We start from the raw sequence: 12,685 nt of genomic DNA, 5'->3' as shown, positions 1-12,685 counted from the left end.
ATGAACGACGTCCTGACGCGTGCCGCCGCAGCCGCGCACACTGCCAACGGCAAGCCGGTGCGCGTGCTGTTCCATATCGACGACTTCGGCCGCGGCGGCACCGAAACCGCGCTGGTCGCGTGGCTGAACGCGCTCGACCGGCGGGTGATCGCGCCTGCGCTGTCGGTCGCGTTTCCGACCGCCGATCTGGACGCGCTGCGGCGCAGCGGCGCGATTCCGGCCGACGTGCCGGTTCACGTGCTCGCAACCTCACGCTGGTCGCACGCGCTGCACCAGCTCGAGCGCAGCCGCCGCCTGCGGTTCGGCGAGAAGCTGCTGCACAAGCTGACGACGCATGCGGCGATCCGCCCGCTCGTCGCGCGCCGCTTCCTGCAGCTCGCCGCCGGCTACGACCTCGTCTGCGACTTCGATTTCTCGCTGCGGCGAATCGCCGGCCGCGGCACGGCGCCGTGGCTCGGCGTCAGCCATTACAGCTTCGTCGCGCGCTTCGGCCACAAGGGCGATGCGTACATGGCGCGCCGCACGCGCCAGTACGCGCGCTACGCCGCGATCGCGGTGCTGACGGCCGCGATGCGGCAGGAGGCCGAGAAGATGTTCGCCGGCTCCGGCGTGCGGATCGTCGAGCTGCCGAACGTGATCGACATCGACGCGATCCGGCGGCGCGCGACGGCGCCGTTCGAGCGCCCGGCCGAACGCTTCGTCGTGTCGGTGGCGCGGCTCGACGAAGGGCAGAAGGATCACCGCACGCTGCTGCGCGCGTATGCGCAATGGCGTGCGCGCCGGCCGGACGCCGCGGATCTCGTGCTGCTCGGCGACGGGCCGGATCGCACGGCGCTCGAGCAGCTCGCGGACCAATTGCGGATTAGAGATGCCGTGCACTTCGTCGGCTACTGCGCGAATCCGTTCCCGTACGTTCGCGTCGCCGAAGCGCTGGTGCTGAGCAGCCGCTACGAAGGCGCACCGATGGTGCTCGGCGAAGCAATGGCGCTCGGCACGCCGGTCCTCGCGGCCGACTGCCCGACCGGCCCGCGCGACATGCTCGACGGCGGCCGCGCGGGCATGCTCGTGCCGGTCGGCGACGTCGACGCCATGTCGGCCGCGCTGGAACGCCTCGTAACCGACGGGGCCGTGCGCGCGGCGCTCGCGCCCAATGCGGCGGCGCGGATCGCGACCTTCGACGTGCCGGCCGCGAACCGGCGGTTCGCCGCGCTCGCCGACGGCCTGCTCGCGGCTGCGCGCTGAGCCGCTCGCATGGTTCGCGCAACGCGATTTCGCTAAAATGGCCCGCTCTTCCTCGCCGATACCCGCCGTGACCGCTTCCCTTACGCTCGCTACGCCGCCGCGCAGCATCCTGGTCGCCTGCACCCGCAGAATCGGCGACGTGCTGCTGACGACGCCGCTGGTCCGCTCGCTGAAGCGGCAGTGGCCCGACGCGCAGATCGACATGGTCGTGTTTCGCGGCACCGAGGGCGTGCTCGAGCACAATCCCGACATCCGCCGCGTGATCGTCGTCGCGCAGCGCGCGAAGCCGCGCGAGCGGTTCGCCGACGCGGCCCGCCTCTGGCGCCGCTACGACCTCGCGTGCGCGGCGATCAGCTCGGATCGGGCCCGTTTCTACACGTGGTTCGCCGGGCGCCGGCGCGTCGGGCTCGTCGATCCGGAGCGGGTCACGCGGCTGACGCGCTTCATGCTGGACGGCATCGCGCTGAACCGGCACGGCGACGTCCACACGGTGACGAGCAGTCTCGCGATTGCCGAAGCGCTGGGCGTGACGCCTTGCGCGGAAGTGGTCGCACCGGGCATCGGCACCGATCCGGCGCGCATCGCGCGATTCGACGCGCTGCTGTACGGGCCGTCCGCGCTGTCGCGCACGCGGCCGCACGTCGTGCTGCATCCGTCGCCGATGTTCCGCTACAAGCAGTGGCGTGAAGACGGCTGGGCCGACCTGATCCGTTGGGCGCGCGCGAGCGGTTTCGACGTCGCGCTGAGCGGCGGGCCGGGCGCCGCGGAAGTCGAGTATGCGCAGCGGATCGTGGCGGCGGCGGGCGAGCCGGTCGCGAATTTCGTCGGACGCCTGACGTTCGGGGAGACGGCCGAGCTGATTCGCCGCGCGCGGCTGTTCGTGGGGCCGGACACCGGCGCGACCCATGTCGCCGCTGCGTGCGGCACGCCGACGCTCGCGCTGTTCGGGCCGTCCAACCCGGTTCGCTGGGGGCCGTGGCCCGCCAACTGGCCCGCGCACGACGAGCCGTGGCCGCTGCGCGGCTCGGCGCAGCGCGGCAACGTCTACCTGATGCAGGGCGAAGGCGATTGCGTGCCGTGCAAGCTCGAAGGCTGCGACCGTCATCTCGAAAGCTGGAGCCGCTGCCTGACGGAGCTTTCCGCGCAACGCGTGATTGCCGTCGCAGCGGCGCTCGTCGAAGGCCGCCCGGCCGTCGAGGCGCCGCGCGAATCGATCATCGACGTGTCTGCGTTGCCGCGCGGCGGCGCGTAATCCCGGCGCGCCACTGGCTGCGGTGGCCGCAGTGTCGGCCTAGGACGCGGGTGTGTCGTCGTGCGCGAGCTTCAGGAAGCGGTAGTACACCGTCTCCGCGTTGAATACCGCGATCATCAGTCCCGCCCGCCCGTCGAGAAACCCGCGCCGCAGCACGTAGGTCCGCACGAACGCCCACAATCCCCGCCGGATGGCCTTGCCGACCGTCGCGCGCTCGCCGGCCGCACGGCGCTGCCGCGCGCCGGCGCTCGAATACGCGTCGAGCTTGCGCAGCACCGCTTCGATGTCGTCGTACGAATAATGAAACAGCTTGCCGTCGAGCCGCGCGGCGCGGCTGTCGAACACCAGCCGTTCGTGGACGAGGTCGTCCGAGAAGCGGGCGGCGCCGCGCCGGAACAGCCGCGGGATCCAGTCCGGATACCAGCCGCTGTGATGCACCCAGCGGCCGCAGAACGCCGACAGGCGATCGATCGCATAGACGTCGGCCTCCGGTGCGCGGATCGCCGCGCGGATCGCCGCGGCGAGTTCGTCCGACACGACTTCGTCGGTATCGATCGACAGCACCCAGTCGGTCGACAGCGCCGCGAGCGCGCGATTCTTCTGCGGCCCGAAGCCCGGCCAGTCGGCGGCGACGATCACGCGGGCGCCATGCGCTCGGGCGATCTCGACGGTGTCGTCGGTGCTGCCGCCGTCGACGACGACGATGTCGTTCGCGAAGGCGAGCGCGTCCAGGCATTGCGCGAGCCGGCGGGCCGCGTTGTGGGCGATGATGGCGACGCCGAGCGTAGGTTCAGCCATGAAAAATCGTACGGATCGAAGGTGAGCGAGAGTATACCCGCTGCCCCGCGCGCAAAGCCGCCCGGCCGGCGCGCGCCGCGACGTGTGTTAGCCTTGTGCGGCCGCGGCGTCATCCCGGCGCCGGCGGCTCGACGGGAGGTGGACGATGGCAAGACAGCACCCGATTCTCGCTTCTCTGCTCATGGCGGCCGTATTGGCGGCGCCGGCGCTCGCGAGCGCGCAACCGGACGACGAGGGGCACGGCCATGGCCGCGGCCATGCGTACGGCCACGACAAGCACGGCATGCACAAAGGCCCCGGCCGCGCCGAGGACGTGCCGCCGCGCTGGGCGGACCAGCCGCGCCGCGAGTGGCACAAGGGCGACCGGCTGCCCGACGAATTCCGCGATCGCCAGTACGTGGTCGACGACTGGCGCGCGTATCGCCTGACGCCGCCGCCGCGCGGCTATCACTGGGTCGGCATCGGCAGCGACTACCTGCTCGTCGCGATCCCGACCGGCATCGTCCTGCGGATCGGGCCGTAAGCGGAATCGCGGCGAACCGTCGCAGAACCGTGATCCATCCGGCGCGGCCCCACCGCGCCGGGCCCGCGCACGGCGCCCGCGTGCCGTTACCGGCGCCGGAACCAGCGCCGCTCGATCCGCGACATCCCCCAGCACACCGCCAGCGCGCACACCGTGCCAAGCGTCACTTCACCGAGCCGCACGAGCGGAATGTCCCATAGCGGGCCGCTGCCCGGAAACAGCATCACGATCGTCGCGGTGACGCCGCCGAGCCGCGCCGCGCTGCCGACGTTCAGGCACCAGCAGCACACGATCACGATCGCGACGGCGAGCGCATAGGCGACCAGATGGCCGCCGCCGAGCGCGGCGCCCGCAAAGCCGAGCACGCCGCCGACCATCGCGCCGACGAACTGGTCGCGCGACAGCGACATCGTGTCGGAGTAGTTGTGCTGGGTGACCGCGATCGCGGTGATCGCGGCCCAGACGGCCTGCTCGGTATGCAGCGCGCGGCCGATGCCGTACGCGAGGCAAGCGCCGCAGACGGCCTGCAGCGCCATCAGCCCGCCTTGCGCGAGCCGCTCGCGCAGCGACAGCCCCTTGAACAGATCGAAGATCGATTGCTGGATCTGCTGCCGGGTTTCGTCGAGGGTCCTGAGCGTATTCATCGTGTTGCTGCCATGAAGCGGGTGAGGGGGCGCGAGGCCCGGTCAGCGCGCCTGTCCGGGCGCGGCGGCGGCAGGCGCTTCGGCCGGGTCGTCGCCGTTGTCGACGCGCGTTTCCGGCATCGCGAGCCACACGAGCAGCACCGCGAGCGCGCCGGCGGCGGCAAGCCCGAAGAAGCTGACCGCATTGCCGAAATGGTCGGCGATGTAGCCGGCCACGGCCGTGCTGAACGTCGCGCCGATCCCGGCCGCCAGGCCGAACAGCCCGATGCACAGGTTGTAGCGGCCCTTGCCGCCCGCGACGTCCGCGGCGATCAGCGGCAGCATCACGCCGAACACGGCGGCGCTGATGCCGTCGAGCATCTGCACCGGCACGAGCAGGTACGGGCTGCTCACGCCCGCGAACAGCAGCGCGCGCACCGGCAGCGCGGAGAAGCCGAGCAGCAGGATCGGCCGGCGCCCCCAGCGCTGGGCGGAGCGGCCGACCCACGGCGACAGCATCGCGACGATCGCCTGCGGCACGATGATGCACGCGGCAATCACGAGCTGCACGTTCTCGCCCATGCCGGCCGTCACTTCGCCGGCGGCCAGGTTGAGCATCGCCGCATTCGACAGGTGGAACAGCACCACGCACGCGGCGAAGATCAGCATGCGCCGGTCGCGCAGCAGCTCGAGCAGCGTTTCGCGCTCCTCGCCTTCGCTGTCGTCGCGTTTGGCGCCGACATGCGGGATCACCGTGTGGGTCGGCTGGATCATCGCGAGCGCGAACAGCGCCGGCAGCGCGAGCGCGGCCGTCAGCCAGAACACCGCGCGCGCGGAGAAGTATTCGCCGGTGAGGCCCATCAGGCCCGCCGCGACCGCGCTGCCGATCGACGCCCAGCGCGCATTGCGGCCGAGCCGGTCGCCGAGGTCCGCGCGGCCGACCAGCGAGAACGAGATCGCCGCCATCGCCGGCACCAGCATGCAGCTCGCGAAGCCGTGGAACACCTCGGCCGCGATCACCGGCACGATCGTCGGGCTCGACGCGAGCAGCACCGCCGACAGGATGATCGCCGCGATCGCCCACGCGGCCGCGCCTTTCTTGTTCCTCAGCGCGTCGACGGCCGCGCCGCCGGGCACCTGGCTCACCATCGCGCTGATCGTGCCGATCGACAGCACCAGGCCGATCTCGCCCTGCGTCCACTTGTGCGACGCGAGGTACGACGCGATGAACGGGCCGAAGCCGGTTTGAACGTTTGCCACGAAGAAGTTGAGCCAGTCGAGGGCACGCAGGCTGCGCGCACTGACGGTTTGGTGGATCGTCATCGCGTGGCACTCGCTGACGAGGCCGCCGGCGCGGCGGCGGCCGGCGGCGAGACTGCGACGACCGGCTTGTCGGCCGCATAGGGCGGCGCTGCCTTGATCTGCGCGTCGTTCAGGTCGAGCTGCGGGCGCAGCGCCTTGTCGCGCGTGACGAAGCGCAGTGCGGCCCAGTTCGCGGCGATCGAGCGGCGATCCGTGTTGACGAGCCCGCCGAGGTCGAGCACGACCGCCTGCGGCTGCGCGTCGCGATCGATCAGCACGTCGACGACGCGGCCGATCTTCGTGCCGTTCGGCCGCTCGACGTCGCTGTCGAGCACGGGCAGGCGCGTCGCCGGCGACGCGGCTGGCGAGCCGGACAGCGGCACCGTCTTCGGGCGTGCGGCGGGCGGCAGTTCGCCCGACGGCACGTCGAGCACGATCGGCTCGTTCTTGCCGCCCGGCGTGAAGCGGAACACGTTCCACGGGAAGCTGACCTTGCGGTCGCCGACGCCCATGAAGCCCTGCAGGTTGACGATCATCTCCCGCGGCCTGCCGCTCGCGTCGGTCACCATGTCGATCGCATGGCCGATCACCTTGCCGTTGCGCCGCGCCACTTCGCTGTCGAGCAGCGCGTGGATCCGGGTGCGGTCGAGCGGGCGCGTCGCGACCAGCGGCGCCGGCGCGGGCGCCGCGGGCGGCGGCGTTTCCGGACGCGGGGCGGGCTTCGGCCGCACGGCTTCGCGATGCGGCTTCTTCGGCGCCTCCGTCTCCGGCTGGAGCGGCGCGGGCACGGGCGGCATCGTCAGCGGTTCGCCGGCGGTTTCCTCGACCGGCTCGACGAGCGCTTCGCTGATCGGCGCGGGCGGATTCTGCACCGGCAGCAGCCCGCAGCCGGACAGCAGCGTGGCGGCGAGGATCGGCAGGACCGTCGTGGACGGGAAGGATTTGCGGGACACGGGAAGCGGAATACCGCCGCTCATTGAAACTCACTCCATGGGTCGGGGCGGGCCACGGGGCACGCGGCTGGCGATGGATGGCGGGTGCGGGCGGCGCACCACGCGAGGGGAGAGTTTAACGTGTCTCGAGGGGAAGGCCGACGAGCATGGGCGGGCGGCGCGCGCCGGCAGCGGGAAATGGCGTGTGACAAAGGGTCGCGAGGGCGGGCGGCCGGGGCGCTGCGCCACTTGGGCACGGACGCCGCGACGCCCGAACCGCGGCGGGCCAGCCGCGCGTCGAGCCGCGACGCGCGGGTGCGGCGACTCAGGCTTCCGGGTACCAGGCGTCCGTGAAGTCGCCGATTTCGACGTTGGTGAGTTCCGGCCGGGCCGTGAGCCATCCGCGCACTGCTTCGCGGTCGGCGTCGGTGGTCGTGCCGCGCGGCGCGCCGGAGATCACGTACGCGCCGATGCCTTCGTCCGCGGATGCGACGGTCAGCAGCCCGTGCGCCTCGACGAAGTCGATGAACGCATCGATCAGCTCGCCGCGCTCGAGGTCGCTCAGCTCGGTGCGATAGTGCGCGGTGGCGTTGAAGGCGAGTTCCTGGAATTCGCCGATGTGGAGTTTCTTGCGCTGGCGGCGGTTGTGTTGTTTGCTCATGGTGCCTGACAAATGGGGTGGGAAAAGGGGTTTCGTGCGGCTGGATCGCGTGCGTTCACTTCACGCACTGCACATCCTTTCTGGGCACGGAGATGATCGCGGGGTACGTACCCCGGTCGAGCTCCACGCGCGCGACCACGACCATCGTCTGGTCGTCGCCGTCGTCGTACACGCTGACCCGCTCGTGCCGAAGATACGTGAGGCCGGTGCAGCCGGACGTGCGGCTGTCTTCGGAGACCTTGCAGTCGAGCGGATGGTCGGCGAGGTAGCGGTACTTTTCCGGGGTCGCGAGGTATTCGCGCAGGCTTTGCACGGATCCGCCGACGCCGGTGACGGTCGCGATCGCGCACGATGGCTGCGATGCGTCGCCGGCGGTCGACGTTTCGGCCGTTGCCGGCGCGCTCGCAAACGCGAGCGCGGCGACGAAGGTTGAGGCGATGATGGACTTCATGGCGCAGTTACCCGTGTTCGGACTCAGCGCGGCATTGTAACCAACCCTCGCGGGCGAGGTGTCGACAGGGCATCGTGCGCGTGCGTCACATCAGCACGATGTCGTACTGCTCCTGGCTCAGGTTCGACTCGACCTGCAGCGACACCGGCTTGCCGATGAAGTCGATCAGCATCGCGAGATGCTGCGATTCCTCGTCGAGGAACAGGTCGATCACCTGCTGCGCGGCGATCACGCGGAACTCGCGCGGGTTGAACTGGCGCGACTCGCGCAGGATCTCGCGCAGGATGTCGTAGCAGACGGTGCGCGACGTCTTCACCTGGCCCTTGCCCTGGCACGTCGGGCACGGCTCGCACAGCACATGGGCGAGCGATTCGCGGGTGCGCTTGCGGGTCATCTCGACGAGCCCGAGCTGCGAGAAGCCGTTGACGGTCACGCGCGTGCGGTCGCGCGCGAGCGCCTTCTTCAGCTCGGACAGCACCGCGTCGCGATGCTCGGCGTTCTCCATGTCGATGAAGTCGATGATGATGATCCCGCCGAGGTTGCGCAGCCGCAGCTGCCGCGCGATCGTGTGCGCGGCCTCGAGGTTGGTCTTGAAGATCGTGTCGTCGAAATTGCGCGCGCCGACGTAGCCGCCCGTATTCACGTCGATGGTCGTCATCGCCTCGGTCTGGTCGATCATCAGGTAGCCGCCCGACTTCAGGTCGACCCGCCGCGACAGCGCGCGCTGGATTTCCGTCTCGATGCTGTACAGGTCGAACAGCGGCCGCTCGCCGGTGTAGTGGTGCAGCTTCGGGCTCACCGCCGGCGTGAACTCGGCCGCGAATTCCGACAGGCGCTGGTAGGTCTCGCGCGAATCGACCTGGATGCGCGTGGTGTCGTCGTTCGCGAAATCGCGCAGCACGCGCTGCGCGAGGTCGAGATCCTGGTACAGCAGGCTCGTCGCCGGCAGCCGCTGCGCCTGCGCGACGATCGTCGCCCAGGTCTTGCGCAGGTAAGTGACGTCGCCGGCCAGCTCGTCGGAAGTCGCGTCCTCGGCGATCGTGCGCACGATGTAGCCGCCTTTCTCGTCGGGCGGGATCACCGCGGTCAGGCGCGCGCGCACGGCTTCGCGCTCGGCCTCGCTCTCGATCTTCTGCGAGATGCCGATGTGCGGCTCCTGCGGCAGGTAGACGAGCGTGCGGCCCGCGATGCTCACCTGCGTCGACAGCCGCGCGCCCTTGGTGCCGATCGGGTCCTTGATCACTTGCACCATCAGCGTCTGGCCTTCGAACACCGTCTTCTCGATCGGCTGGTGCGGCGCGCTCGCCTGCGGATCGCCGGCGAGGCGCGGCTGCCAGATGTCGGCGACGTGCAGGAATGCCGCGCGCTCGAGGCCGATGTCGATGAACGCCGACTGCATGCCGGGCAGCACGCGCACGACCTTGCCGAGATAGATGTTGCCGACCCGCCCGCGCGACAGCGTGCGTTCGACGTGAAGCTCCTGCACCGCGCCTTGCTGGACGAGTGCGACGCGTGTTTCCTGCGGCGTGAGGTTGATCAGGATTTCTTCGTTCATGGCGGGATTCAGAAGTCGACGCGCGCGGCGCGCAGCAGCGCGGCAGTCTCAAAAAGGGGCAGACCCATGATACCTGAATGGGAACCGGCGATTTGCTCGACGAACTCGGCCGCGCGCCCCTGGATCGCGTACGCGCCGGCCTTGCCGAACGGCTCGCCGGTCTCGACGTAGCGCGCGAACGCGTCGCGCGGCGCGGCCGAGAAGCGTACCGACGAGCGCGACAGCGCAGGCGGCAGCAGCGCGCCGCCCGCATCGATCACCGCGACCGCGGTCAGCACTTCGTGCTCGCGCCCCGCGAGGCGGGTGAGCATCGCGAGCGCATCGGCCGGATCGGCGGGCTTGCCGAGGATCGCGCCGTCGATCGTCACGGTGGTGTCGGCGACGAGCAGCGGCGCGGCCGGCTTGCCGCTCGCGGCGAGACGCGCACGCGCGGCCTCGGCCTTTGCGACGGTCACGCGCAGCACGTAGTCGTCGGCGGTTTCGCCCGGGCGCTCGGCTTCGAGCGCTTCGGCGTCCTCGTCGGGGCGGGGCAGCAGCAGTTCGAAGCGCACGCCGATCTGCAGCAGCAGCTCCTGGCGGCGCGGGCTTTGCGAAGCGAGATAGAGGATCGGGAAAAGTTCGGGGGCGATGCTGGACGGCATGGTGTCGTTATCTCGTGGGGCGCGCGGCGCGCGCGTCGCGAGGACGACGCGTCATGCGCGGTGATAGGGGTGATTCTGCGTGATGCTCCACGCCCGGTAAAGCTGTTCGGCGAGCAGCACCCGCACCATCCCGTGCGGCAGCGTCATGCTGGAGATGCGCAGCAGCAGGTCGGCGCGCGCCTTGAGTTCCGGATCGAGCCCGTCGGCGCCGCCGATCACGAACGCCACGTCGCGGCCGTCCTGCTGCCAGCCGGGCAGCGCCTGCGCGAGCTGCATCGTGGTCCAGTCGCGGCCGCGCTCGTCGAGCGCGACGATCCGCGCGCCCTTCGGCAGCGCGGCCTCGATCTTCTGCCGCTCGGCGGCCATCACGCTTTCGGCGCTGCGCCCGCCGGAGCGCAGCTCGGGCTTGATCTCGCGCAGCTCGATGCGCAGCTCGGGCGGCATCCGCTTCGCGTATTCGTCGAAGCCCGATGCGATCCAGCCGGGCATCTTGTGGCCGACCGCGAGGATGAACAGCTTCATCGGAACGATGCGTGACGAATCAGCGGCGGCGGGCGGGCGTCTTGCGCGCCGGGCGCGCGGCCGGCGCGTCTTCCTCGTCCTCGTCGTCGTCGCTGGCGGTGGCCGCGCCGTTCGGGCCCTTGCCGCCGCCGAGCTTCATCCGCACCGGCTTGTCGCCCCAGATTTCCTCGAGGTTGTAGTACTGGCGCAGCGCGGGCTGCAGGATGTGCACGACCGCGTCGCCGCAATCGACGAGCACCCATTCGCCGGTGTCCTCGCCTTCGGAGCTGACGACGTCGCCGCCGGCTTCCTTGACCTTCTCGCGCACGCTCGATGCGAGCGCCTTGGTCTGGCGGTTCGACGTGCCGGACGCGACGATCACGCGGTCGAACAGCTCGGTGAGGTGGCTCGTGTTGAAGACTTTGATGTCTTGCGCCTTGATGTCTTCGAGGGCGTCGACGATCACGCGCTGCAGTTTGCGGATATCCATGGAATCAGGAATGGTAAAGACGATGTTGAAGAATATAGGCCCAGACGGCGGCCGGCACGTGCTCGGCCGATGCGTCGGGCACCTGCGCGCGGCGCGCGATGCACTCGCGCAGGTGCGCGCGGATGTCGGTCGCGGCGATGTCGAACGCAAGCGTCGTGTCGATCAGCAGGCGGCCGGCCGGCGTCGCCATCAGCACGTCGGCGGATGCCTGCCGCGCGGCGACTTCCTGCGCGACCGCCTGCGGCGCCGCGGCAAGATCGAACCCGGGGCGGGTCGATACGCAGATGTGCGCGTAGTCGAACAGCCGCCGCCAGTCGCGCCAGGTGTCGAGGCGCACCAGCTGGTCCGCGCCGATCAGCAGCGACAGCGACGCGCCCGGGCCGACCCGTTCGCGCCAGCGCGCCAGCGTGTCGACCGTGTAGGTCGGCCCCGCGTGCTCGATCTCGTCGGTCGCGACGCCGACCGTCACGCCGGGCAGCGCGAGCGACTGCGCGGCCGCGCGCGTCATCGCGAGGCGATGCTCGGCGGCCGACACGTCGCGCTTCTGGTACGGCTGCCCGGCGGGCAGCAGCACGAGCTCGGTCAGGCCGAGCACGTCGGCGAAGCGGCTCGCGAGCGCGAGATGGCCGTCGTGGATCGGGTCGAACGTGCCGCCCAGCAGGCCAATACGGCGCGGCAGCGGGGCGGGGCGGGTGGTGTGGTCCAGAACAGGTCCTTTCGTTGCGGTGGCGCGGGGTTCAGACCCAGTCGCGCGGCACGATGAAGTCGCTATACAGGCGCGCTTCGGGCGTGCCCGGCTCGGGCTGCCAGTCGTAGCGCCAGTTCGCGGCGGGCGGCATCGACATCAGGATCGATTCGGTCCGGCCGCCGCTCTGCAGCCCGAACAGCGTGCCGCGGTCGAACACCAGGTTGAACTCGACGTAGCGGCCACGGCGGTAGCCCTGGAACGCGCGCTCGCGCTCGCCGTACGGCGTATCGCGGCGGCGCTCGACGATCGGCAGGTAGGCCGCGAGGAACGCGTCGCCGACGCTTTGCATCATCTCGAACGAACGCTCGAAGCCGGGCTCCGAGAAGTCGTCGAAGAAGATCCCGCCGATGCCGCGCGCCTCGTTGCGGTGCTTGAGGAAGAAATACTCGTCGCACCACGTCTTGAAACGCGGATACAGCGACGCGCCGAACGGGTCGAGCGCGTCCTTGCAGGTCTGATGGAAGTGCCGCGCGTCGTCCTCGAAGCCGTAAATCGGTGTCAGATCCATGCCGCCGCCGAACCAGAACACCGGCTCCTCGCCGGGCTTGGTGGCGATCAGCATCCGCACGTTCATGTGCACGGTCGGGCAGTACGGGTTGCGCGGGTGCAGCACGAGCGACACGCCGAGCGCCTCGAAACCGCGGCCCGCGAGCTGCGGGCGCGCCGCGCTCGCCGACGGCGGCAGCGCGTCGCCCGCGACGTCGGAAAAGCCGATGCCCGCGCGCTCGAACACGTTGCCGTCCTCGAGGATGCGCGTGCAGCCGCCGCCGCGCAGGCGCTCGGCCGGCCCGCGCTGCCACGCGTCGGTCGCGAGCGGCGTGCCGTCGAGCGCGCCGAGCGCGTCGGCGATGCGCGTCTGCAGGCCTTGGAGGTACGCGCGCACCCGCGTCACGTCGTAGGTCGAATCGGTCATGTCTGGACTGGGTGCCCCGTCGGAACGGGGCGCATTAAAAAGGCATCTGCCGG

At 70.6% G+C, this 12,685-nt stretch carries 15 protein-coding genes; 3 read left to right on the top strand and 12 right to left on the bottom strand.

Translation table 11 applies throughout. From position 1 onward, the window contains the following. Together HWY45_RS04225 and HWY45_RS04220 are read left to right on the top strand one after the other, a co-directional pair. Nucleotides 1-1,242 carry a glycosyltransferase gene (locus HWY45_RS04225; RefSeq protein ID WP_059883926.1) on the top strand — a complete coding sequence of 414 codons (1,242 nt, stop codon included), beginning with the start codon at nt 1-3 and terminating at the stop codon, nt 1,240-1,242. Nucleotides 1,243-1,279: 37 nt separating this feature from the next. Beyond that, nucleotides 1,280-2,494, top strand: coding sequence for a glycosyltransferase family 9 protein (locus HWY45_RS04220; RefSeq protein ID WP_059883925.1), 1,215 nt, complete (start codon nt 1,280-1,282; stop codon nt 2,492-2,494). 39 nt (nt 2,495-2,533) lie between these two features. Here the strand turns inward: HWY45_RS04220 and HWY45_RS04215 are convergent, their stop codons facing one another. Beyond that, nucleotides 2,534-3,292: a glycosyltransferase family 2 protein gene (locus HWY45_RS04215; protein ID WP_059883924.1), complete on the bottom strand. Its 759-nt coding sequence runs from the start codon at nt 3,290-3,292 to the stop codon at nt 2,534-2,536. A 145-nt stretch (nt 3,293-3,437) separates the two neighbouring features. Between HWY45_RS04215 and HWY45_RS04210 the strand changes: the two genes are divergently transcribed. After that, the gene (locus HWY45_RS04210; RefSeq protein ID WP_059883923.1) at nt 3,438-3,815 is read left to right on the top strand and encodes an RcnB family protein; all 378 of its coding nucleotides are present in this window, start codon (nt 3,438-3,440) and stop codon (nt 3,813-3,815) included. An 86-nt stretch (nt 3,816-3,901) separates the two neighbouring features. Here the strand turns inward: HWY45_RS04210 and HWY45_RS04205 are convergent, their stop codons facing one another. The 11 genes from HWY45_RS04205 to hemF form a co-directional block, all read right to left on the bottom strand. Then, a complete protein-coding gene (locus tag HWY45_RS04205) occupies nt 3,902-4,459 on the bottom strand; it encodes an FUSC family protein (RefSeq protein WP_059566303.1) in 558 nt (185 codons plus the stop codon). A gap of 42 nt (nt 4,460-4,501) precedes the next feature. Beyond that, complete coding sequence (locus HWY45_RS04200; protein ID WP_059566302.1) at nt 4,502-5,761, bottom strand: MFS transporter; 1,260 nt, start codon at nt 5,759-5,761, stop codon at nt 4,502-4,504. Next, nucleotides 5,758-6,717 (bottom strand): PRC-barrel domain-containing protein, encoded by a 960-nt coding sequence (locus HWY45_RS04195; protein ID WP_059883922.1) that lies wholly within the window; start codon nt 6,715-6,717, stop codon nt 5,758-5,760. Before HWY45_RS04195 ends, HWY45_RS04200 begins: the two co-directional genes overlap by 4 nt. A 280-nt stretch (nt 6,718-6,997) precedes the next feature. Further along, nucleotides 6,998-7,333, bottom strand: a complete 336-nt coding sequence (locus HWY45_RS04190; RefSeq protein ID WP_059566300.1) for a YggL 50S ribosome-binding family protein — start codon at nt 7,331-7,333, stop codon at nt 6,998-7,000. Nucleotides 7,334-7,388: 55 nt separating this feature from the next. Further along, on the bottom strand, nt 7,389-7,784 hold the full coding sequence (locus HWY45_RS04185; RefSeq protein WP_059883921.1) for a hypothetical protein: 396 nt from the start codon (nt 7,782-7,784) through the stop codon (nt 7,389-7,391). 85 nt (nt 7,785-7,869) lie between these two features. Further along, complete coding sequence (gene rng / locus HWY45_RS04180; protein WP_059566298.1) at nt 7,870-9,339, bottom strand: ribonuclease G; 1,470 nt, start codon at nt 9,337-9,339, stop codon at nt 7,870-7,872. Nucleotides 9,340-9,347: 8 nt separating this feature from the next. After that, complete coding sequence (locus tag HWY45_RS04175) at nt 9,348-9,980, bottom strand: Maf family protein (RefSeq protein WP_059883920.1); 633 nt, start codon at nt 9,978-9,980, stop codon at nt 9,348-9,350. Between the two features lie 51 nt (nt 9,981-10,031). Further along, complete coding sequence (gene rlmH / locus HWY45_RS04170; RefSeq protein WP_059566296.1) at nt 10,032-10,502, bottom strand: 23S rRNA (pseudouridine(1915)-N(3))-methyltransferase RlmH; 471 nt, start codon at nt 10,500-10,502, stop codon at nt 10,032-10,034. A gap of 19 nt (nt 10,503-10,521) precedes the next feature. Next, nucleotides 10,522-10,971: a ribosome silencing factor gene (gene rsfS / locus HWY45_RS04165; protein ID WP_059566295.1), complete on the bottom strand. Its 450-nt coding sequence runs from the start codon at nt 10,969-10,971 to the stop codon at nt 10,522-10,524. A gap of 4 nt (nt 10,972-10,975) precedes the next feature. After that, on the bottom strand, nt 10,976-11,743 hold the full coding sequence (locus HWY45_RS04160; RefSeq protein WP_124490112.1) for a nicotinate-nucleotide adenylyltransferase: 768 nt from the start codon (nt 11,741-11,743) through the stop codon (nt 10,976-10,978). Continuing rightward, entirely contained in the window at nt 11,709-12,632 is a 924-nt protein-coding gene (hemF, locus tag HWY45_RS04155) for an oxygen-dependent coproporphyrinogen oxidase (RefSeq protein WP_059883918.1), read from the bottom strand. Before hemF ends, HWY45_RS04160 begins: the two co-directional genes overlap by 35 nt. Nucleotides 12,633-12,685: the final 53 nt, after the last annotated feature.

This window comes from Burkholderia stagnalis (assembly GCF_902830275.1).
GTDB lineage: Bacteria > Pseudomonadota > Gammaproteobacteria > Burkholderiales > Burkholderiaceae > Burkholderia > Burkholderia stagnalis.
This window is presented reverse-complemented; position numbering and strand designations above follow the sequence as displayed.